The sequence below is a fragment of the Allorhizobium sp. GW101-3B10 genome (genome assembly GCF_059424725.1).
The window spans coordinates 3,527,213-3,548,101 of sequence record NZ_JBWKZR010000001.1 but is presented as its reverse complement, the minus strand read 5'-3'; the positions used below and the strand labels follow the sequence as shown (position 1 = coordinate 3,548,101).

Genomic DNA, 20,889 nt, shown 5'->3' with positions numbered 1-20,889 from the left:
GATGCGGACAGACGGGACGTGACTGTGGCTGAGGACGGCAAAGAGGCGGCATCGCCGCAGCGGACCTATCGGGTGGGCGACGTGGTGATCGCCGCCCGGCCGCTGGAGCCGGCGCTCTATCTGGTCGCAACCCCGATCGGCAATCTCGGCGACATCACGCTAAGGGCGCTGGAAACGCTCGCCGGTGCCGATGTGCTGGCCTGCGAGGATACGCGCGTGACCCGCGTGCTGCTAGATCGTTTCGGCATCCAGAACCGACCCTATTCCTATCACGAATACAATGCCAACGAGGCGGGGCCGAAGCTGATCGCGGCTCTCGAAGCGGGCCGGTCCGTGGCGCTCGTCTCGGATGCCGGGACGCCGCTCGTTTCCGACCCCGGCTATCGTCTCGGCCAGCTGGCGATCGAGGCCGGCCATCGCGTCGTGCCGATCCCCGGCGCCTCGGCGCCGCTCGCCGCTCTCGTCGGTTCCGGCCTGCCCAATGACGCGTTCCTGTTCGCCGGCTTCCTGCCGGTCAAGGACAAGGCACGCCACGAACGGCTCGCGCAACTGCGCGAGGTGCCCGCCACCCTCATCTTCTTCGAGAGCCCGCACCGGATCGGCGACACGCTCGCCGCCGCCGCGGACGAGCTCGGCGCCGAACGGCACGCTTCGGTGTGCCGGGAGCTGACCAAGACCTTCGAGGAGTTCCGCCGCGGCTCGCTGCGGGAACTTGCCGACTACTACGTCGACCGGACCGTCAAGGGCGAAGTCGTGCTGGTGGTCGGCCCGCCGCTCGAGAAGCCCGCGCCGGAGGCCGGCGAGATCGATCGCATCCTCGGCCAGCTCGCGGAAACCCTGCCGACCGCGAAAGCGGCAACGGAAGCGGCGAAGATTACCGGCCTGCCGCGCAAGGACCTGTACCAGCGTCTGCTTGAACGGAAGAGCGAGGGATGAGCAGGTACGCAGCGCCCGAAAAGCGAAAGCGCGCCGAACGTCGGGGACGGTGGTCGGAATGGGGGGCGGCCATGTATCTGCTGGCGCGAGGATATCGCATCCTCGCCATGCGCTACCGGGTCCGGGCAGGCGAGGTCGACATCATTGCCCGCCGTGGTGAAGTGATCGCCTTTGTCGAGGTGAAGGCCCGTCGCGACCTGATGGCGGCGATCGATGCGGTGACCTTCACCAGTCAGAACCGAATTCGCGCCGCTGGCGATCACTGGCTTGCCCGCCAGCCCGATGCCGCGCGTCTGTCGCGGCGCTACGACATCGTCGCCATTGTGCCCTGGAAGTGGCCTCGCCACATCGAGGGCGCGTTTTAGGTTCGCTTTGCTTTCGTATCGGCGATTGTTGTAATTGAAGTGACACAAAACGTTTAATTCCGCGTCACACATCGCGGCTAATGCACTCCTCACCCCAATATTGGCGGAGAGGATTTTTCCATGTTCAAAAAGCTTTCTTTGGCCGCTCTGGCCCTGTCCATGACCGCATCGACGACGCTGGCCGCGACCAACATCACCTGGTGGCACGGCATGGGCGGACGCAATGGCGAAGTCATCAACGAAGTCGCCCAGAAGTTCAACGCCGCCCAGAGCGAATGCGCCCTGACACCGGTCTCCAAGGGAACCTATGAAGAGGCCCTCGCGGCCGGCATCGCCGCCTTCCGTTCCGGCGAACAGCCGAACATCCTGCAGGTGTTCGACGCCGGAGCCGCCACCATCATCAACGCCAAGGGTGCCGTCGTTGCCGCCGAAGACCTGATCAAGGATGCCGGCTTCGAACTCAACCGTGACGATTTCATCGAGGGCGTGCGCTATTTTTACGCTGACAGCGAAGGCAAGTTCGTCGGCATGCCGTTCAACTCCTCGGCACCGATCATGTACGTCAACACCGACGCGCTGAAGAAGGCCGGTGTCGAGGCCCCGAAGACTTGGGAAGAGTTCGAAGCCATTGCTCCGAAGCTGAAAGAGGCAGGCTACATCCCGCTCGTCCAGGCGCAGCTCACCTGGCAGTTCACCGAGAACTTCTTCTCGCGCCATAACCTGCAGTTCGCTTCGAACAACAATGGTTACGACAGCGTCGTCGACACGACGATCAACGTCACCGACCCGAACCACGTCATGATGTACGAGAAGCTGAAGGCCTGGTACGATCAGGGCCTGTTCGGCTATTACGGCGCCGGCTGGAGCGACAACCAGAAGCCCTTCGAAGAAGGCAAGGTTGCGCTCTGGATCGGTTCGTCCGGCTCGTTCGGCGGCCTGCAGAAGACCGCGACCATGCCCTTCTCGGCGACCTTCCTGCCCTTCTGGAAGTCGGTCAACCCGGAAGGCGTCCACACCTTCATCGGCGGCGCGGCGCTCTTCGCCATGGCCGGCAAGCCGGAAGCCGAGAACAAGTGCACGGCCTCCTTCTTCCACTTCCTGACCTCGCCCGAGATCCAGAAGTTCTACCACCAGGCCACCGGCTACGTCGCCATCACCAAGGCTGCCTATGAGCTTGCCAAGTCGGAAGGCTTCTACAACGAGAAGCCGGCCGCCGAAGTCGGCATCCAGCAGCTCTCCCTGCCGGGCGGCGAGTGGGACAAGGGTTACCGCATGGGCTTCTACCCGCAGATCCGCTCTGTGATGGAGCGCGAATACAACCGTATCTTCGCCGGCGAGACCACGCCGAAGGAAGCCATGGAGACCATCAAGAAGGAAGCCGACGAGCTGCTCGCCCGCTTCGCCAAGACGGCCGGCTGATCGGTCAAAGGGATATCGCCCCTCACCCCACCCTCTCCTCGCAAGCGGGGCGAGGGAGTGCAGATGCCGCGGCTTCGCCCTTCTCCCCGCTTGCGGGGAGAAGATGCCGGCAGGCGGATGAGGGGCTCCCGTTCCACGAAGAAGGCCCTCCTTCTTGAGAGACAGCCCCATGAAGCGCGTCCAGTTCTCCTCGCGATATCTTCCCTATCTGCTGCTCCTGCCGCAGTTCGCGATCATTTCGATCTTCTTCTACTGGCCGTCCGCCCAGGCGATCCACTCGTCCTTCTTCATCGAGGATCCCTTCGGTTTCGGCTCGGCCTTCGTCGGCCTCGACAACTACACCGATGCGCTGGGTTCGCACGAATACCAGAAGATCGCCCGCTTCACGGTGGCCTACAGCCTGATCGTCACCTTCCTGACGCTGTCCCTCGGCTTGCTCTTGGCCTTGAAGGCGGACGCCGTCATTCGTGGTCAATCGACCTACAAGACGCTGCTGATCGTCGTCTATGCGATCGCTCCTCCGGTTGCCGGCCTGATCGGCATGATGTTCTTCGACCAGCATATCGGTCCCTTCGTGCACTTCGTCGCGCTGTTCGGCTGGGACATGAAGGTCGGGATCAACTATTTCGACACGGCCTTCGCCATGGTCGCCGTCGCGGTGTGGAACCAGATCCCCTATAACTTCATCTTCTTCCTCTCGGGCCTGCAGGGCATTCCGGCCTCGATCCGCGAGGCCGCCGCCATCGACTGCAAGTCCGGCACCCGCCGCTTCTGGACGGTCATCCTGCCGCTGCTGACCCCGACGGCCTTCTTCCTGCTGGTCATCAACATGACCTATTCGCTGTTCGACACCTTCGGCGTGATCGACGTGATCGTGAAGGACAAGCCGGCCAACAACCCGATCACGCTGGTCTACAAAGTCTATCTCGACGGCTTCCGCGGCAACGACCTCGGCTCGTCCTCGGCCCAGTCGGTCATCCTGATGGTCATCGTTCTGGTGCTCACGCTCATCCAGTTCCGTTTCATCGAACGCCGCGTTCACTACGGTTGAGGTCGAGCCATGTACCGCACCAAGTTCTTCGACCACCTCATCCTGATCGCCGGCGTCATCCTGATGCTGGGGCCGCTGGTGGTGGCTTTTACCACCTCGACCCACACAGCGGCCCAGATCCACACCGACGGACTGATGCTGTCGATCGGCGATCATTTCACCGAAACCTACGAGAAGGTGCTGTTCCGCAGCGGCGGCTTCACCGGTGAGGTGACGGGCCTCACCATGGCGCTGAATTCGCTGATCCTCGGCCTCGGCTTCGCCATCGGCAAGATCGTGCTGTCGATGATGGCGGCCTACGCGATCGTCTATTTTCGCTTCCGCTTCGCCACGCTCGCCTTCTGGCTGATCTTCACCACGCTGCTTCTGCCGCTCGAAGTGCGCATCATGCCGTCCTACAAGGTGATGAGCGATCTCGGCCTGCTGAACACGCATACCGGCCTCATCCTGCCGCTGCTCGCCTCGGCGACCGGTACCTTCTTCTTCCGCCAGTTCTTCAAGTCGGTGCCGGACGAACTGCTGGAGGCGGCGCGGATCGACGGCGCAGGTCCCTTCAAGTTCTTCATCGATGTGCTCGTGCCGCTGTCGCGCACCATGATCGCGGCGGTGTTCATCATCATGTTCGTCTATGGCTGGAACCAGTATCTCTGGCCCATGCTGATGACCACGGACGAGAGCTTCTACACCCTGATGCGCGGCATCAAGCAGATCCTGCAGGTCTGGGTCGGCTCGCAGATCCCCGACTACAACGAGGCATTCGCCATGGCCGTGCTCGCCATGCTGCCGCCCGTCGTCATCGTCGTGATCTTCCAGCGCTGGTTCATCAAGGGCCTGACCGAGAGCGATAAATAAGAAAGGCGAACCCCATGGCGACCATCCACATCGACCAGGTCTCGAAGATCTATGACGGCGGGGTCCATGCCGTGAAGGGCATCGACATCGCCATCGAGGACGGCGAGTTCATCGTGCTCGTCGGGCCGTCCGGCTGCGGAAAGTCGACGCTGCTGCGCATGGTCGCGGGGCTCGAGGCCATATCGGAAGGCACAGTCAGCATCGGCGGACGCGTCGTCAACAAGGTCGAGCCTGCCGATCGCGACATCGCCATGGTATTCCAGAACTACGCGCTCTATCCGCATATGACGGTCTACGACAATCTCGCCTATGGCCTGAAGAACCGCAAGACGCCGAAGGCGGAGATCGAGGCGCGTGTCGCGGAAGCCGCCCGCATGCTGGAGATCGAGCCCTATCTCAAGCGCAAGCCCAGGGCGCTCTCGGGCGGCCAACGCCAGCGCGTCGCCATGGGGCGCGCCATCGTGCGCAAGCCCGCCGTCTTCCTGTTCGACGAGCCGCTGTCCAATCTCGACGCCAAGCTGCGCGTCACCATGCGCGGCGAGATCCGCAAGCTGCAGCGCCGGCTCGCCACCACGGCCATCTACGTGACCCACGACCAGCTGGAGGCCATGACGCTCGCCGACCGACTCGTCGTCCTCAACTGCGGCGTGATCGAGCAGATCGGCACGCCGCTCGAGGTCTATCACCGCCCCGCCTCCACCTTCGTCGCGAGCTTCATCGGCTCCCCGGCGATGAACCTGCTGGATGGCGTGATCGACGGCGGGCGGCTGGCCGTGGGCGACGTCTCGATGGCCTTTGGCATCCCGACGACGGCAAGCGGTCCGGTGACCGTCGGCATCCGCGCCGAAGACCTGATGCTGGCCGGCGAAGGCGTGGCCGGCCTGCCGTTCAAGGTCGACTATGTCGAGGAGCTCGGCGCGCACAGGCTGGTGCACGGCCATCTCTCGTCCCAGGCGCTGACCGCGATCATTCCGCTGGAAGTGGCCATCATCGAGGAGCTGCCGCTCACCGTGGCGCCGGAGCGGGTTCATTTCTTTGCCAGGGATACGGGCCGCCGGATCGAGCCGCTGCAACCCCACCCGGGCAGTCGGACGTCGCAGTCGCTGGTCCGCGAGGCAAGCTTCGCCTGAAGCGGCCCCGCCGGGCAGCGGCCTATCGTTAAAATTCGAACGATCGGCCAAAGCGAAAGGTAAGAGAGGCCTGCTATCGTTCCGTGCAGAACAAGACAGTCCTGGGAACGGAAATGCCTCTCAAACTCCTGCTCGTCGGCATGGCCGGCACGCTGCTCGCAGCCCCGCGCAACCAGCGCATTGACGAAAACCCGCCGGTGGTCGCGGCCCACAGCGACCACCTGGCACTCAGGCCCGCACCGATCAAGCCCGAATGGATCATTCGCGGCACGCCTCTGGCACGCATCGCCGACCACTCGACCAGCACGGACGAGGCAAGCTCGACCGCGGTCTGGGATTGCACGGCCGGGGAGTTCCGCTGGTATTTCGGCTGGGACGAGACGGTGGTCATCCAGGAGGGCGAAGTTCATGTGACGGCGGAGGACGGTTCTGAGCGCCTGCTGAAGGCCGGCGACATCGCCTATTTCCGCGGCGGCACCTGGGCGACCTGGCGCGTCGACGACTATGTCCGCAAGATCGCCTTCTTGCGCAAGCCTTTCCCCGAGCCGCTGGCCACGCTCTACCGCATCCGCAACGCGTTGCGCTCGCCCTCGGCAAAGCGGGTCCTCGGCTGAGCCGACGTTCAGCAGAATTGATGGTCGTCGACGTTGCCTTTCTCAGGGAGCCGGCCTAAATCTCGGGGGCTTTCAACGAGGGGCCGGCCATGGCGAAGATCACCAATATTGCGGTCCAGATGGACCATGTCTCCGGTATCGCGATCGCGGGGGATTCGACCTTCGCCATGAGCCTTGAGGCCCAGGCCCGCGGCTACAAGCTGTTCCACTATACGCCCGACCGGCTCTCCATGCGCGACGGCCGCATCATCGCCACCGTCGAGCCGATGGAACTGCGCGACAAAAAGGGCAACCACTTCACCCTGGGCGAACCGGAACGGGTCGATCTTTCCACCATGGACGTGGTGCTGCTGCGCCAGGATCCGCCCTTCGACATGGCCTATATCACCTCGACCCACCTGCTCGAGCGCATCCATCCGAAGACGCTGGTCGTCAACGATCCGGCCTGGGTGCGCAACTCACCGGAAAAGATCTTCGTCACCGAATTCGCCGATCTGATGCCGCCGACGCTGATCACGCGCGATGTGAGCGAGATTGCCCGCTTCCGCGAAGAGATGGGCGACATCATCCTGAAGCCGCTCTACGGCAATGGCGGCGCCGGGGTTTTCCACTCCACCCGCGACGACCGCAACTTCACCTCGCTGATCGAGATGTTCCACCAGATGTTCCGCGAACCCTTCATCGCCCAGGCCTATCTGCCGGCGGTGCGCAAGGGCGACAAGCGCATCATCCTGGTCGACGGCGAGGCGGTCGGCGCGATCAACCGCGTTCCGGCCGAAACCGACAGCCGTTCCAACATGCATGTCGGCGGGCGCGCCGAGGCCACCGAACTGACGGCGCGGGAGAAGGAAATCTGCGCCCGCATCGGTCCTGCACTGAAGGAGCGCGGCTTCATGCTGGTCGGCATCGACGTCATCGGCGACTACATGACAGAGATCAACGTGACCTCTCCGACCGGCATCCGGGAAGTCAAGAAGTTCGGCGGTGCAGATATTGCCGCGCTTCTGTGGGATGCGATCGAGAAGAAGCGGGCCTGAGAACGGCCCGTCTTCCGGTCTGATCACCCTTCGTTCCAACTATACAACTCGACGCAACCCGATCGCGAGTATAGCGTGAATTTGTTCCGCTAATGTTCTTGTTTTCGGGCGCGATCCGTGCCAGATTGCAATCCATGACCCGCGCAAGATGTAGTTGCGAGGGGCGATCTGGGTTCGTGGGGGCGGGCGATGGTAGCGCGTGTCAGTACAGTCGCATTCCAGGGCATTGAGGGCGTTCCGGTCGACGTCCAGGTGATGGTCGCGCCGGGCAAGCTCGGCATGCAGATCGTCGGCCTGCCGGACAAGGCGGTGGCGGAGAGCCGCGAACGCGTGCAGGCGGCGCTTCATGCGTCCGGACTGGCGCTGCCGCCCAAGCGGGTGACCGTCAATCTGGCGCCAGCCGATCTTCCCAAGGAAGGCTCGCATTTCGACTTGCCCATTGCGCTCGGCCTGATGGCGGCCCTCGGCGCCATCCCTGGCGACGCGCTCTCCGATTATGTGGTGATCGGCGAACTCAATCTCGACGGCACGATCGCGGCGATTGCCGGCGCGCTTCCGGCGGCGATCGGCGCCAATGCGCTCGGCAAAGGGCTGATCTGCCCGGCCGATTGCGGGGCCGAGGCGGCCTGGGCCGGCGCCGACATCGACATCCTCGCGCCGCGCAGCCTGATTGCGCTTGCCAATCATTTCCGTGGCACCCAGGTGCTGACGCGCCCGGAGCCGGCGATCCGGGCACTGCCCGCCAATCTGCCGGATCTTGCCGACATCAAGGGCCAGGAAAGCGCCAAGCGGGCGCTGGAGGTCGCGGCGGCCGGTGGGCACAATCTCTTGATGGTCGGGCCGCCGGGCTCCGGCAAGTCCATGCTGGCCGCTCGACTTCCGTCGATCCTGCCGCCGCTTTCGGCCGCCGAACTGCTCGAAGTGTCGATGATCCATTCCATCGCCGGCCAGCTCTCGGGCGGCAAGCTGTCGGATCGCCGGCCGTTCCGAACCCCGCACCATTCGGCGACCATGGCGGCCCTTGTCGGCGGTGGCCTTCGTGCCCGGCCGGGCGAAGCCTCGCTTGCCCATCGCGGCGTGCTTTTCCTCGACGAACTGCCGGAATTTGCCCCGCCGGTGCTCGATGCGCTGCGCCAGCCGCTGGAGACGGGCGAATGCATCATCGCCCGCGCCAATCACCGGGTGGCCTATCCTTCCGAGTTCCAGCTGGTGGCAGCGATGAACCCGTGCCGTTGTGGCATGGCCGGCGAGCCGGGGCACACCTGCGCGCGCGGCCCGCGCTGCATCACCGACTACCAGGGCCGGATTTCCGGGCCGCTGATGGACCGCATCGACATCCGTATCGACGTGCCGGCGGTCTCGGCATCCGATCTCATCCGGCCGATGACAGCGGAGAGAAGCGCCGACGTAGCACAGCGCGTGGCGCTCGCCCGCGACATGCAGCGCGAGAGGTTCGAGTCGGCCGGGATCGGCGGCGTGACGACCAATGCCCGCTGTTCGACGGCGCTGATCGAGAAGCTCGCCGAGCCCGATCCGGCCGGCCTGCAATTGCTGCGCGACGCCGCCGACAAGTTCAAGTTCTCCGCCCGCGGCTACCACCGGGTGCTGAAGGTGGCGCGCACGCTCGCCGATCTGGATGGAGCCAGCTTGCTTGGCCGCATTCACCTGGCGGAAGCGATCTCCTACCGCATCGCCTCGGAACGGCTGTCGGCCGCGGCGTAAGGGAGTCCGTTTGAGGCGGGTCGGGTGACTCCGCCTCGGTGCGGTGGAGACGAGGCGCGCGGAAGGAAGGAGCGTTGCGGCGGCCTGCCGGCAAAAGGCCAAAACGGCGGCTCGGCCGACAGCGCCAGGAGACGGAGGAGGGCGCCCGCAATGCAGGCAGAACGGGGGAGCCGGGCTCGGCCCCGTGCCGGGGCGTGACGAGATGGGAAGACCAGATCCGGCGAAAACGAGAAAGGGCGCCGCTTGGCGCCCCTTCAATTGTTTCGTCAGGTCGAGAAACCCTTATTCGCCGAGGCCGGCAAACAGTGCGGTCGACAGGTAGCGCTCGGCGAAGGACGGGATGATCACGACGATCGTCTTGCCGGCGTTTTCTTCGCGTTGGCCGACCTTGATCGCGGCGGTGAGCGCCGCGCCCGAGGAAATGCCGACCGGCACGCCTTCGAGGCGGGCGACCAGCCGGGCGGTTTCGAAGGCTTCGTCATTGGTGACGGTGACGACCTCGTCGTAGATATGTGTGTCGAGGATCTTCGGCGCGAAGCCTGCGCCGATACCCTGGATCTTGTGCGGGCCGGGATTGCCGCCGGAGAGAACCGGGCTGTCGGCCGGCTCGACGGCGATGACCTTGACCTCGGGCTTCTTCGCCTTCAGTACCTGGCCGACACCGGTGATCGTGCCGCCCGTGCCGATGCCGGCAACGAAGATGTCGACGCCGCCGTCGGTATCGTTCCAGATTTCCTCGGCCGTCGTCTTGCGATGGATTTCCGGGTTGGCCGGGTTTTCGAACTGCTGCGGAATGATGGCGTCGGGAAGCGTGGCGGCCAGTTCCTCGGCCTTGGCGATCGCGCCCTTCATGCCCTTCGGACCTTCGGTCAGCACCAGTTCCGCGCCGAGCAGGGCCAACATCTTGCGGCGCTCGATCGACATGGTCTCGGGCATGGTGAGGATCAGCTTGTAGCCCTTGGCGGCCGCGGCGAAGGCAAGCGCAATGCCGGTATTGCCGGAGGTCGGCTCGATCAGGGTGGTCTTGCCGGGGGTGATCTTGCCCTGGGCTTCCAGGCTCTCGATCATCGCCACGCCGATCCGGTCCTTGACGGAGGCGATCGGGTTGAAGAATTCGAGCTTGGCGAGAAGATTGGCCTTCACGCCCTTTTCCTTCGCCAGCTTGTCGAGGCGCACGATCGGGGTGTCGCCGATCGTTTCGGTGATCGAGGCATAGACGCGGCCGCGGCCCGGTTTCTTCGTGTCGGACATGGTGGATCTCCCTTTGGATCTGCTTTGACGGCACAATAGGGCGAAAGCCCGCCACTCGCCAGAACCCTTCGCCTAGGCGCGCACGTTTGATTGGAAAAATAGCGCCCCCGGCGCCACTGCCCGTGAAATTTTGTTCAGGCGCGCGCGGCGATATAGGCGGCCGTGCCCGCCAGGATGCTGGCCGCCGAGCGGTTCAGCGCCTTGAGGGAGTTGGGCTTCTTCAGCAGCGTCCGCGCCTGCGAGGCGAGCAGGATATAGGGAACGAGCACCGCGATGAGCACCACGAAGGTGATGCCGACGAGGGCTGCATAGTCCTGCGCACCGATGGCTTCGAGCGGGATCAGCGTCGGCACGAGGGCCACGTAGAACAGCATGGTTTTCGGATTGCCGAGCGTGACGAGCAGGCCGGAGAGAAAGGACAGGCCGATATGGGTCGAGCGCTTGGCCTCGATGTCCTGCGCGATCAGCCCGGTCGTCCAGAGCTTCCAGGCGATATAGACGAGATAGAGGGCGCCCAGATATTCGATGATCAGGAACGGCGTGGTGAAGGTTTGCGCCACGAGCGCCAGGCCGAGGATGACGGCGGTCAGGTAGCAGAGATCGCCCAGAATCAGACCAAGCCCCATGAAGAAGGTCGGGCGGAAACCGGAGCCGAGCGCCCGCGCCACGATCGCCGTCATGCCGGGGCCGGGAATGGCGGCAGCAACGAAAAGTGCGCCGCTATAGGCGAGAAGCGTGGTGGGTGTCATGGGGGCCTCCGTCACTGACGCAGTGCTAGCGCTGCGCGGCCGAACTTGCAATGGTGACAAGATCGCCGTTGCGGCGGGCGAAAGGCCTGGCTTAGGTCGTGGATGACAAACGCCAGCCGAGGTTTCGCCCCATGCCTTCTTCTTCGTCGCTGATCGCCTTCGCCCTCATCTGCCTCGGCATGGTGCTGACGCCCGGGCCGAACATGATCTATCTGGTGTCGCGCTCCATCTGCCAGGGCCCGGCCGCCGGCCTTGTCTCGCTCGGCGGCGTGGCGCTAGGGTTCGTCTTCTACATGCTGATGTCGGCGCTCGGCATCACGGTGCTGGTCATGGCCGTACCCTTTGCCTATGACGCGCTGAAATTCGCCGGCGCCGTCTATCTGCTGTGGCTTGCCTGGCAGGCGGTGCGGCCGGGCGGCCGCTCGCCCTTCCAGGTGCGCGACCTGCCGAAGGACAGCCCGCGCAAGCTCTTCATGATGGGGCTGGTCACCAATCTCCTGAACCCCAAGGCGGCCGTCCTTTACCTGTCGCTGTTGCCGCAGTTCGTCGATCCGGCTCTTGGCAGCGTGCTCCTGCAATCCGTGGTGCTCGGCGCCAGCCAGATCGCCATCAGCGTCACGGTCAATGCGATGATCGCGCTGATGGCCGGTTCGATCGCGATCTTCCTTGCCGGCCGGCCCTTCTGGATGGTGATGCAGCGCTGGCTGATGGGCACGGTACTCGCCGGGCTGGCCGTCCGCATGGCGACCGAAGCCCAGCGCTAGGGTTCAGAACATCGGCCGCATGAAGCTGCGCTCGTAGCTGACGATGCAGCGGGTCTGCTCCGCATAGGCAAAGGCTGCAAGGCATTCCGAGTCCTCCGCCATGCGCTGGCGATAGATCTCGTAGTCGGCGAGCGACGGGAAGCTGAACAGCGCGAGTGCGATGTTGTTGGCACCCTCGTGCGGCAGGAAATAACCGTGATGAATGCCACCAAGCCGGTTGACCAGGGGAATCCAGAGCCTGGCATAGTGCTCGAATTCGGCAAGCTTGTAGGGATCGATGACATAGCGGAGGCTGCAGGTGATCACGCGCGGTCCTTTCGTGATGCGAGAGTGAGGAGCGGAAGCGGGCTCCAGTTGAGCGTCGTGGCGATCGCGGCAAAGAGGATGGCGCCGCCGCCGATCGCCTGGGCAAGTGTCAGTACATGGCCGAAGGCGGCCATGTCGACCGCCACTGCGACCAACGGATAGAGGAAGGACAGCGTGCCGGTCAGGACGACGGGCAGCTTCTGGATGGCGCTGTAGAGAAAGGCGTACATGATCCCGGTGTGGACCACACCGAGCGCGCCGAGCATCGCCCAGTTTTGCGGAGAGGCCGGAAGGTCGTCGAAGTCCGCCAGCGGCGCCAGCAAGACGACGCCGGTCAAAACCTGGATCAGCGCGATCAGATAGGGCGAGGTGCCTTTCAGCTGCTTGGTGACGAAGGCGGCGATCGCGTAGCAGGCGGCGGCCGCAAGGGCGAGCGCGATCCCCAGCAGATAGGTCCGACCGCTGCCGTCCACCGGTTGGCCGGCAAGCGTCATGACCAGCATGCCGGCAAAGGCAAGGCCCAGCCAGATCAGCTTCGCGCCGCTCACTTTCTCGCCAAGGAAGGCAAGCCCGAGCCCGACCAGCATGAACGGCTGCACATTGTAGACGATGGTCGTCACCGAAATGGAAGCGAGCGGATAGGCGGAAAACAGCGCGAGCCAGTTCAGCACCAGCGCCACACCCCCGAGCACGGCGAGCCAGAAACGCCTTGCGCCGATTGCCGCGATCGAAAGCGCTCCGGCGCGATGGCAGAGATAGGCCAGCACCGGCGCGCCGATCAGGCAGCGCCAGAACACCACGTTGATCGGCGTCTGGCCGGATTGCAGCACGAACCAGCCGATCGTGCCGGACATGACCATGGCCAGGGTCATGTCGAGAATGCCGCGTTTGATGATGGGTGTCATGGTCGTCTCCTGTCCATGGCAAGAATCTAGACAGGAATGCGATGGATTTGCTTTCTCGAAATGAGGCGTATGATGCTTCGGGCCGAATAGTATGAGGAGATATCGCGATGAACCTGCATTTCGTTCAGCCGCTCGATGCCGTCGACCGCAGCATTGTGGAAGCACTGGCCGCCGATGCGCGCCTGTCGCTGAAGGAACTGGCGGCACGCGCGGGCTTGTCGTCGCCCAGTTGTTCGGAGCGGTTGCGACGGCTCGAGGAACGCGGCGTGCTCGCGGGCTATAGCGCCGAGGTGGCGCTCGAAGCACTCGGCTATCCGCTGCAGGCGATCGTCCGCGTGCGGCCTTTGCCGGGCATGCTGCATATCGTCGAAAAGCTGATCCAGGAAACGCCGGAAATCACCGAATGCGACAAGGTGACAGGCGAAGACTGCTTCATCTGCCGTATGGCAGTGCGCGGCATGAACGACCTCGACCGCATCCTCGACAAGATCTCGGAGAAATCTCAGACCAATACGTCGCTGATCAAATCGACGCCGGTCAAGCGCCGCCTGCCGCCGTTTGTCGGTCGCGAGTAGATTGTTTCAGACGCCCGTCGAGCCGAAGCCGCCGGCGCCGCGGCCGGTTTCCGAAGCATCGGCGACTTCCGCCACCCGCGCCTGCACGACCGGCGCGATCACCATCTGGGCGATCCGCATGCCGCGGCCGATCTCGAACGGCTCGTGTCCGAGATTGACCAGCAGCACCTTCACCTCGCCGCGATAGTCGCTGTCGATCGTGCCCGGCGTGTTGAGGCAGGTGACGCCGTTCTTGAAGGCGAGGCCGGAGCGGGGCCGGATCTGCGCCTCGAAGCCTTCCGGGATCTCGAAGACGAACCCCGTCGGCACCAGCGTTCGGTCCCCCGGCGAAAGCACCAACGGCTCGCCCTCATTGACGGCGGCCCTCAGATCCATGCCGGCAGCACCCGCGGTCTCATAGGCCGGCAGCGGCATATCGTGTCCGTGTGGCAGGCGAACGAGGTTGAGCATGGGGCCGAGAACATCGCGCATGGGGGACCTTCCTTCGTGCAGGGGCGTTCCGCTTCCCAATTGCATATTCGACCTCAACTCGCTAGATAACCGGCCAACAAAAGGAATTTCACTTCATGGCCGAAACGCTTGCAGAGGCGGTCTCCCGTCGCCGCACCTTCGCTATTATTGCCCACCCGGACGCCGGCAAGACGACGCTCACCGAAAAGCTCCTGCTGTTCGGCGGCGCCATTCAGCTTGCCGGTGAGGTCAAGGCCAAGAAGGATCGCATCCAGACCCGTTCGGACTGGATGAAGATCGAGCGCGAGCGCGGCATTTCGGTCGTCACCTCGGTGATGACCTTCGAATATGACGGCAATGTCTTCAACATTCTCGATACGCCCGGCCACGAAGACTTCGCCGACGACACCTATCGCACGCTGACGGCGGTCGATGCCGCCGTCATGGTCATCGATGCGGCTAAGGGTATCGAGCCGCGGACGCTGAAGCTGTTCGAGGTCTGCCGCATGCGCGACATCCCGATCATCACCTTCATCAACAAGATGGACCGCGAAAGCCGTGACCCCTTCGAGATCCTCGACGAGGTCGAGGAGAAGCTGGCGCTCGATACCGCGCCGGTGACCTGGCCGGTCGGCCGCTCGAAGTCCTTCTGCGGCTCCTACAATCTGGTGGAAAACACCTTCCGCGGCTCCGACAAGCAGGTCGAAGGGCTGCCGGTCAACAGCCCGGCCAATGTCGCCGAGCAGCTGCCGGAAAACGAACGCGCCGCCTTCATCGAGGAACTGGAACTGGCCCAGGAGGCCTGCCGTCCGTTCGATCGCCAGGCCTTCCTCGAAGGCCACATGACCCCGGTCTTCTTCGGCTCGGCGCTGAAGAATTTCGGCGTGCGCGATCTGATCAATGCGCTCGGCGAAATGGCCCCGCCGCCGCGCGACCAGATGGCCGACATCCGCACGGTCCATGCGGCGGAAGACAAGATGACGGCCTTCGTCTTCAAGATCCAGGCCAACATGGACCCGAACCATCGCGACCGCATCGCCTTCGCCCGCATCTGCTCCGGCAAGCTGGAGCGCGGCATGAAGGTCAGGCTCGCGCGCACCGGCAAGCAGATCGGGCTGACCGCGCCGCAGTTCTTCTTCGCCTCGCAGCGCCAGCTCGCCGATACCGCCTTTGCCGGCGACGTGGTCGGTATTCCGAACCACGGCACGCTCCGCATCGGCGATACGCTGACCGAGGGTGAACCGCTGGTCTTCCAGGGCGTGCCGAACTTCTCGCCGGAAATCCTGCGCCGCGTTCGTCTCGAGGATGCGATGAAGGCCAAGAAGCTGAAGGAAGCCCTCCAGCAGATGGCCGAAGAGGGCGTCGTGCAGCTGTTTTCGCCGGAAGACGGCTCGCCGGCGATCGTCGGCGTGGTCGGTGCGCTGCAGCTCGACGTGCTGAAGGAGCGCCTGCAGGGCGAATACGGCCTGCCGGTCTCGTTCGAAATGTCGCGCTTCTCCGTCTGCCGCTGGATCTCGGCCGACCAGCCGGGTGAACTCGAAAAGTTCATGACGGCGCGCCGCGGCGATATCTGCCGGGACCTCGACGGCGATCCGGTATTCATGGCGCAGGACGGTTTTTCCCTGCGCTACGAGAGCGAACGTTATCCGGCGATCAAGATGGCCGCTATCAAGGAATATCACGCCATCAAGGCGGCGTGATTGCCCGCTCCGCAGGGCGGCGTCCTGGCCGCCCTCGATATACCGCAGCATGACGCCCGGGCGTCAACCCGGGCTTTGCCGCAGATGAAGGCCGGTCAGATCGCCCGGACGATCTGCAAATGGCCCGTCGAATCGACGTGCACGACCAGGCCCTCGTAAGACGCGATCGTCGGGTGCGGGGTTTCCATGGGATGGCCATGGGTGGCGGTGACCACCATGACGTCGGACCCTGCGGCCTCGCCCGCCAGCACACCCGCCAGAACATCCTCGAACACCAGGCAGTTGGCCGGGTCCGCGCCGATATGCCGGGCACCGAGCCGATAGCCGGCGGGATCCGGCTTGCCGATCGCCACATCCTCGGCGGTGACGATCCTCGGCGGTTGCGGCAGGCCGGCGGCCTCGATCCGGGCACGAGCCAGCGCAATCGGGGCCGAGGTAACGATCGACCAGCGGTCGGACGGGAGCGCGTTCAGGAAATCGATCGCGCCGGGCAGGGCCACCACGCCCTCGACATCCTCGATCTCGGCGCGTTCGATGACCAGCGCTTCGGCTTCCACATCCACGCCCGGCAGGCCCAGTCCGCGAATGGTGTCGATGCCGCGCTTGCCGTGCATGGTGGGGAGGAAGGCTTCGACATCGAGGCCTTGGCGTGCCGCCCATTTTGCCCAGACCCGCTCGGCGGCGGCGATGGAATTCAGGAGCGTTCCGTCCATGTCGAACAGGAAGCCGGCATAGCGCTTGTCATAGACCGTGTGTCGGGCGGTGCTCAATCGGAAGATCCTTGGAGAGAGAAGGGCGGGCGGAAAACCGGGATAGCTGGTTTTGGGCGCTGCGGCAAATGCTTGTGCTGTGCATGTCGGCACCGGCGGACCGACCCCAGGAGGAAGGATCTGGTGGTCTCGCGCGGATCGCTGTCACTCCACCCGGATCAGTTCGCCGGCCGCATTGAGCGCATATTCGAAGGTGAACCACTTCTCGATCTCGCTGCCGGTCTCGATGCGAAAGGCGGCGATCAGCCGCTTGCCGTTGGTCTTGACGTAGACCGTGCCATAGACGGTGACGTTTGAGCGGCCGAGCGTCCAGATGTCGTTGATGATCTTGTCGCGCAGCGCCTTGTCCGGCCTGTCATGCAGCTTGAGCACGGCGCTCTGCAGCGATTGCACCAGCTTCTCGTCCTCGGTCTCGCGCACCGAGCGTTGCAGCTCGGTCGAGAGAATGACCGGCGCGTCGCCGCGGCCGCGTTTGCCGAGCCGTCCGAGCAGGTCCGGCCGCGGATGGATATGGCCCTCCTCGTCACCCGACGAGATGACGAAGGCGGCCGGGTTGACCGCGTCGAGAAAGGCATCCGTCACCTTCTCCGATCCGTGATGGCAGACCTTCATCAGGTCCGAGCGCAGCCGGGTCGACGCTTTCGCGATCATCGCCGCATAGGCCGGCGTGCCGATCTTCGGGAACTTGGCCTCGCCGCCGTAGTGGCAGAGCAGGTATTTTTCCGCCTTCTCGTTGAGGTCGCCGCCGAACAGGATTTTGAAGTCGCCATAGTGCAGGCGCAGGATGACGGAATGGCCGTTCTTCGTCTCGCCGTAGTCGCCGAGCACGCGCAGGCGGTCCTTTCCCGCCGCATCCGGTTCGGGCACCGGTCCGAGCACCTCGATGCTGAAGCCCCGCTGATTAGACGGCGCAAAGCCGGGCAGCCAGCCGCGTCCGTCCTCCCGCTTGCCGTGGCGGGCCGACAGCATGGCGAAGTCGCCGATATTGGGGTTGTCGAGCGCATGCTTCATCGTCTGGGCAAAGGCCTGCCTCTCATTCGCCCCGACGGCACCGAAATGCCGCTCGATGTCGGCCCGCGACATTGCCAGGTCGCCGACATAGTTGATGCCCGTCGCGGCATTCTTCACCTTGCCGCCCAGCTTGTCGAAGGTGCCTCCGCCGACCCGCTCGACCAGGCCATTTTGATAGACCGTTTCGAAGCCGAAATTCGGCCAGTTGAAGATCGGCTCGAAGCCGCCATAGTGGTCGATGTCCGGATGGGTGATGATCGCGGCGCGGAACTTGAAGCTGGTGTTGTAGGAGCGGAAGCGCTGCAGCAGGAATTCGTACATGTGCTCCGAGACGCCGGCGTCGATGACGACAACCGCCTCGCCGAGATTTTCCTCCGGCGCGATCAGCACCGCACCGTCGCCCTGTCCGACGTCGAGAAAGACGATTTCCAGCGGCCGCTCGTCGGTCGTATGGTCCTTGCGGATGTAGAGCGTCTCGGGCGTCGTGCCCGTCGGACCCCAGAGGACTTCCAGCCAGCCGTCCGGCTGTTCCGAGGTGACCTGCAGCCAGTCGCCCCACAGAACCTGGCGTTTCCGGGTCCGGCGGTCGGCGGCGTAGAGATAGGTTTTCGCGGTCTTTCCCCGCGCATCCTTCGGCAGTCCGACGAAACGATGATCCATGCCATTCGCCTCCTCGTTGCAGCGCCGCAAGGTCCCGGCGCGCCTCTATCTGGGATGGTTCCACCATAGCGCACACCTTGGCCTCTGGCGAGATTGGCGGCTCAGAATTCGCGCTATGCGGGTGTTGCTGTCATGCGCCGGCGAGGCAGGTGACAGCCGCTCTGGCGATGTCTATAACAGGTCCATTGAGAGACAGGGGCGTTCGTCGCAAGGCGGGCTGAGAAGTACCCTTAGAACCTGAACCAGATAATGCTGGCGGAGGGAGTCGCTCGGGGCCTTTCGCCGTTCGCGCGCCGTCCGCCCCCTGCACTTGCCCCGCCCGAAAGGGGCAAGATGACGAAGACCGAAACACCCGGAATCCTGCTGACGGAAATGCGTAGCAATGCGCCGCTCGTCCAGTGCATCACCAATTACGTGGCGATGAACGTCGCGGCCAATGTCCTGCTGGCGGCCGGGGCCTCGCCCGCCATGGTGCATGCGGAAGAAGAGGCCGGCGAATTTGCCGGCTTCGCGGGCGCGCTCACCGTCAATATCGGCACGCTCTCGCCGGCCTGGGTGGCCGGCATGAAGGCGGCGATCGGTGGCGCCGTGGCGGCCCGTCGTCCCTGGGTGCTCGATCCCGTCGCCCATTTCGCCACCGCCTTTCGCCGCAAGGCGACGGCCGAACTCCTCGCATTGGGACCGACCATCGTGCGCGGCAATGCCTCGGAGATCATCGCCCTTGCCGGTGGCGTGAGCAGCGCAAAGGGCGTCGACAGCCGCGATCCGGTCGAGCAGGCGGAGGAGGCTGCAGGGCGCCTGGCGGGAACGCAGCGCTGCATCGTCGCCGTCACAGGCGTGACCGATTTCGTCACCGATGGCCGAAGGGCGGCCAGGATCGAAGGCGGCTCGCCGCTGATGCCGAAAGTGACGGCGCTGGGCTGCTCGCTCACCTGCCTCGTCGGCGCCTTTGCCGCGATCCGCCCGGACGATCCCTTTGACTCCACGGTGGCCGCTCTTGCCCATTTCGCCGTCGCCGGCGAGCAGGCCGGCAAGGAGGCGCAAGGGCCGGGCAGTTTCGCGGTGCGCTTCCTCGACCTCTTGGCCGAGGTCGACGGTGCCGTGCTCGACAACCGCGCCCGGGTGGTGCGGCTGTGAAGCGCTTCGACCTCTCCCTCTATCTCGTACTCGATCCGGATCTTTGCCGGCCGCTCGGCATGGTCGAAACCGCGCGGCTGGCCGTCGCCGGCGGAGTGACCATGGTGCAACTACGCGACAAGGATGCCTCGCCCAGGCAGATGATAAGAACCGGCCGGGCACTGAAGGAGGCTCTGGCCGGAACCGGTGTGCCGCTGATCGTCAACGACGATGTAGAGGCGGCGATCGCCATCGGCGCGGATGGCCTGCATGTCGGCCAGGACGACAGGGATGCGCTGACGGCGCGTCGCCTGATCGGGCCGGACATGATCCTTGGACTGTCGGTCGAGACGGAGGCGCTGGCCGCTGCGGTCGATCCGGCCGTCGTCGACTATGTCGGTGCCGGCCCCGTCTTTGCCACTCAAACCAAACCCGGTCACAAGCCGCCGGTCGGTTTGGACGGGCTTGCCCGGTTGATTGCGGCGACGTCGCTGCCTGCCGTCGCCATCGGCGGCCTGAAGACCTGCCATGTCGAGGAAGTTCTCAAGTCGGGCGCCCGGGGTCTCGCCGTCGTTTCCGCGATCTGCGGACAGCCGGATCCGCAGGTTGCCTCAGGTCAACTCTCTGAAGCCATCCGAAAGGCCCGATCATGATCCGCAATGTCCTCTCCATCGCCGGCTCCGACCCTTCGGGCGGCGCCGGCATCCAGGCCGACCTTAAGGCTTTCTCCGCCCGGGGCGTCTACGGCATGGCGGCGCTCACCGCGCTGACGGTCCAGAACACGCAAGGCGTTTCCGCCGTCCACGTCGCGCCGCCGGACTTCGTCACCGAGCAGATCCGCATGATATTTGCCGATGTGCGTGTGGATGCGGTGAAGATTGGCATGATTGCCAATGCCGCGATCGCCGAAGCCGTCGCCGGTGCCCTCGAGACGCATCGCGGCATGCCGATCGTGCTCGACCCGGTCATGGTCGCCAAGGGCGGCGCCTCTCTGCTCGATCCGCGCGCCGTCGCGGTGCTGACGACGCGCCTGCTGCCGCTCGCCACCCTGATCACGCCCAACCTGCCGGAGGCCGCCGCCCTGCTGGGCGAGCCGGAAGCAACCGACCGGGCGACAATGGAGGCGCAGGCGCTGAGACTTCGCGTGCTCGGCCCGGCCGCCGTGCTGGTCAAGGGCGGGCATCTCGGCGGGACGGAGAGCCCCGACGTGCTGGTCTCGGACGGCGGCACGCATTGGTTCGAGGCGCCGCGCATCCAGACGAAGAACACCCATGGCACGGGCTGCTCGCTGTCGAGCGCCATCGCCGCGGAGCTCGCCAAGGGCTCTGCGCCTGCTGAGGCCGTTTCTGCCGCCAAGGCCTGGCTCGCCGGTGCGGTTGCCGCGGCTGGAGATCTCTCCGTCGGCACCGGCCACGGTCCCGTCCATCATTTTCATGCGCTGTGGAACATGGAGAGAAACCGCTGATGAGCCTGCCATTGAACGAACAGACGGTCCTCATCACCCGT

22 protein-coding genes and 1 riboswitch are annotated in these 20,889 nt (G+C 64.7%); of the genes, 15 read left to right on the top strand and 7 right to left on the bottom strand.

Translation table 11 applies throughout. From position 1 onward, the window contains the following. The first annotated feature begins 24 nt into the window (after nucleotides 1–24). From rsmI to AC07Y0_RS17590, 9 genes are all read left to right on the top strand, one after another. Nucleotides 25–936, top strand: coding sequence for a 16S rRNA (cytidine(1402)-2'-O)-methyltransferase (gene rsmI, locus AC07Y0_RS17630; RefSeq protein WP_498680267.1), 912 nt, complete (start codon nucleotides 25–27; stop codon nucleotides 934–936). Then, nucleotides 933–1,301, top strand: a complete 369-nt coding sequence (locus AC07Y0_RS17625) for a YraN family protein (RefSeq protein ID WP_498679013.1) — start codon at nucleotides 933–935, stop codon at nucleotides 1,299–1,301. Before rsmI ends, AC07Y0_RS17625 begins: the two co-directional genes overlap by 4 nt. Nucleotides 1,302–1,421: 120 nt before the next feature. Then, on the top strand, nucleotides 1,422–2,720 hold the full coding sequence (locus AC07Y0_RS17620; protein ID WP_498679012.1) for an extracellular solute-binding protein: 1,299 nt from the start codon (nucleotides 1,422–1,424) through the stop codon (nucleotides 2,718–2,720). A 169-nt stretch (nucleotides 2,721–2,889) separates the two neighbouring features. Continuing rightward, nucleotides 2,890–3,771 (top strand): ABC transporter permease subunit, encoded by an 882-nt coding sequence (locus AC07Y0_RS17615; RefSeq protein WP_498679011.1) that lies wholly within the window; start codon nucleotides 2,890–2,892, stop codon nucleotides 3,769–3,771. Nucleotides 3,772–3,780: 9 nt separating this feature from the next. Then, nucleotides 3,781–4,623 carry a sn-glycerol-3-phosphate ABC transporter permease UgpE gene (gene ugpE / locus AC07Y0_RS17610; protein ID WP_498679010.1) on the top strand — a complete coding sequence of 281 codons (843 nt, stop codon included), beginning with the start codon at nucleotides 3,781–3,783 and terminating at the stop codon, nucleotides 4,621–4,623. 14 nt (nucleotides 4,624–4,637) lie between these two features. Further along, nucleotides 4,638–5,753, top strand: coding sequence for a sn-glycerol-3-phosphate import ATP-binding protein UgpC (locus AC07Y0_RS17605; RefSeq protein ID WP_498679009.1), 1,116 nt, complete (start codon nucleotides 4,638–4,640; stop codon nucleotides 5,751–5,753). Between the two features lie 140 nt (nucleotides 5,754–5,893). After that, entirely contained in the window at nucleotides 5,894–6,367 is a 474-nt protein-coding gene (locus AC07Y0_RS17600; protein WP_498680266.1) for a cupin domain-containing protein, read from the top strand. Between the two features lie 89 nt (nucleotides 6,368–6,456). Further along, the gene (gene gshB / locus AC07Y0_RS17595) at nucleotides 6,457–7,404 is read left to right on the top strand and encodes a glutathione synthase (RefSeq protein WP_498679008.1); all 948 of its coding nucleotides are present in this window, start codon (nucleotides 6,457–6,459) and stop codon (nucleotides 7,402–7,404) included. Nucleotides 7,405–7,593: 189 nt separating this feature from the next. Beyond that, the gene (locus AC07Y0_RS17590; protein WP_498679007.1) at nucleotides 7,594–9,126 is read left to right on the top strand and encodes a YifB family Mg chelatase-like AAA ATPase; all 1,533 of its coding nucleotides are present in this window, start codon (nucleotides 7,594–7,596) and stop codon (nucleotides 9,124–9,126) included. A 282-nt stretch (nucleotides 9,127–9,408) separates the two neighbouring features. Here AC07Y0_RS17590 and cysK read toward each other — a convergent pair whose 3' ends face one another. Beyond that, the gene (gene cysK, locus AC07Y0_RS17585; protein WP_498679006.1) at nucleotides 9,409–10,377 is read right to left on the bottom strand and encodes a cysteine synthase A; all 969 of its coding nucleotides are present in this window, start codon (nucleotides 10,375–10,377) and stop codon (nucleotides 9,409–9,411) included. A 134-nt stretch (nucleotides 10,378–10,511) separates the two neighbouring features. Then, complete coding sequence (locus AC07Y0_RS17580) at nucleotides 10,512–11,126, bottom strand: LysE family translocator (RefSeq protein ID WP_498679005.1); 615 nt, start codon at nucleotides 11,124–11,126, stop codon at nucleotides 10,512–10,514. A 131-nt stretch (nucleotides 11,127–11,257) separates the two neighbouring features. Between AC07Y0_RS17580 and AC07Y0_RS17575 the strand changes: the two genes are divergently transcribed. Continuing rightward, complete coding sequence (locus AC07Y0_RS17575) at nucleotides 11,258–11,890, top strand: LysE family translocator (RefSeq protein ID WP_498679004.1); 633 nt, start codon at nucleotides 11,258–11,260, stop codon at nucleotides 11,888–11,890. A 3-nt stretch (nucleotides 11,891–11,893) separates the two neighbouring features. Here AC07Y0_RS17575 and AC07Y0_RS17570 read toward each other — a convergent pair whose 3' ends face one another. Together AC07Y0_RS17570 and AC07Y0_RS17565 are read right to left on the bottom strand one after the other, a co-directional pair. Next, entirely contained in the window at nucleotides 11,894–12,196 is a 303-nt protein-coding gene (locus AC07Y0_RS17570) for an NIPSNAP family protein (protein ID WP_498679003.1), read from the bottom strand. Then, a complete protein-coding gene (locus tag AC07Y0_RS17565; protein WP_498679002.1) occupies nucleotides 12,193–13,101 on the bottom strand; it encodes a DMT family transporter in 909 nt (302 codons plus the stop codon). The genes AC07Y0_RS17570 and AC07Y0_RS17565 overlap by 4 nt, the downstream gene beginning before the upstream one ends. Nucleotides 13,102–13,208: 107 nt before the next feature. Between AC07Y0_RS17565 and AC07Y0_RS17560 the strand changes: the two genes are divergently transcribed. After that, nucleotides 13,209–13,676 carry an Lrp/AsnC family transcriptional regulator gene (locus AC07Y0_RS17560; RefSeq protein WP_498679001.1) on the top strand — a complete coding sequence of 156 codons (468 nt, stop codon included), beginning with the start codon at nucleotides 13,209–13,211 and terminating at the stop codon, nucleotides 13,674–13,676. A gap of 6 nt (nucleotides 13,677–13,682) precedes the next feature. Here the strand turns inward: AC07Y0_RS17560 and dut are convergent, their stop codons facing one another. Next, the gene (dut, locus tag AC07Y0_RS17555) at nucleotides 13,683–14,147 is read right to left on the bottom strand and encodes a dUTP diphosphatase (RefSeq protein ID WP_498679000.1); all 465 of its coding nucleotides are present in this window, start codon (nucleotides 14,145–14,147) and stop codon (nucleotides 13,683–13,685) included. Between the two features lie 95 nt (nucleotides 14,148–14,242). Here dut and AC07Y0_RS17550 point away from each other — a divergent pair, with 95 nt between their 5' ends. Beyond that, nucleotides 14,243–15,826 (top strand): peptide chain release factor 3, encoded by a 1,584-nt coding sequence (locus tag AC07Y0_RS17550; RefSeq protein ID WP_498678999.1) that lies wholly within the window; start codon nucleotides 14,243–14,245, stop codon nucleotides 15,824–15,826. Between the two features lie 95 nt (nucleotides 15,827–15,921). Here the strand turns inward: AC07Y0_RS17550 and AC07Y0_RS17545 are convergent, their stop codons facing one another. Further along, on the bottom strand, nucleotides 15,922–16,596 hold the full coding sequence (locus AC07Y0_RS17545; protein ID WP_498678998.1) for an HAD-IA family hydrolase: 675 nt from the start codon (nucleotides 16,594–16,596) through the stop codon (nucleotides 15,922–15,924). Between the two features lie 144 nt (nucleotides 16,597–16,740). Next, nucleotides 16,741–18,267 carry a ComEC/Rec2 family competence protein gene (locus AC07Y0_RS17540; protein WP_498678997.1) on the bottom strand — a complete coding sequence of 509 codons (1,527 nt, stop codon included), beginning with the start codon at nucleotides 18,265–18,267 and terminating at the stop codon, nucleotides 16,741–16,743. A gap of 184 nt (nucleotides 18,268–18,451) precedes the next feature. Further along, nucleotides 18,452–18,548, top strand: a riboswitch (TPP riboswitch). A 52-nt stretch (nucleotides 18,549–18,600) separates the two neighbouring features. Between AC07Y0_RS17540 and thiM the strand changes: the two genes are divergently transcribed. From thiM to thiD, 3 genes are read left to right on the top strand one after another with little or no spacing between them, the layout of a single operon-like run. Beyond that, a complete protein-coding gene (gene thiM / locus AC07Y0_RS17535; protein WP_498678996.1) occupies nucleotides 18,601–19,404 on the top strand; it encodes a hydroxyethylthiazole kinase in 804 nt (267 codons plus the stop codon). After that, entirely contained in the window at nucleotides 19,401–20,036 is a 636-nt protein-coding gene (gene thiE, locus AC07Y0_RS17530) for a thiamine phosphate synthase (protein ID WP_498678995.1), read from the top strand. The genes thiM and thiE overlap by 4 nt, the downstream gene beginning before the upstream one ends. After that, nucleotides 20,033–20,848 (top strand): bifunctional hydroxymethylpyrimidine kinase/phosphomethylpyrimidine kinase, encoded by an 816-nt coding sequence (thiD, locus tag AC07Y0_RS17525; protein ID WP_498678994.1) that lies wholly within the window; start codon nucleotides 20,033–20,035, stop codon nucleotides 20,846–20,848. Before thiE ends, thiD begins: the two co-directional genes overlap by 4 nt. The last annotated feature ends 41 nt before the right edge of the window (nucleotides 20,849–20,889 follow it).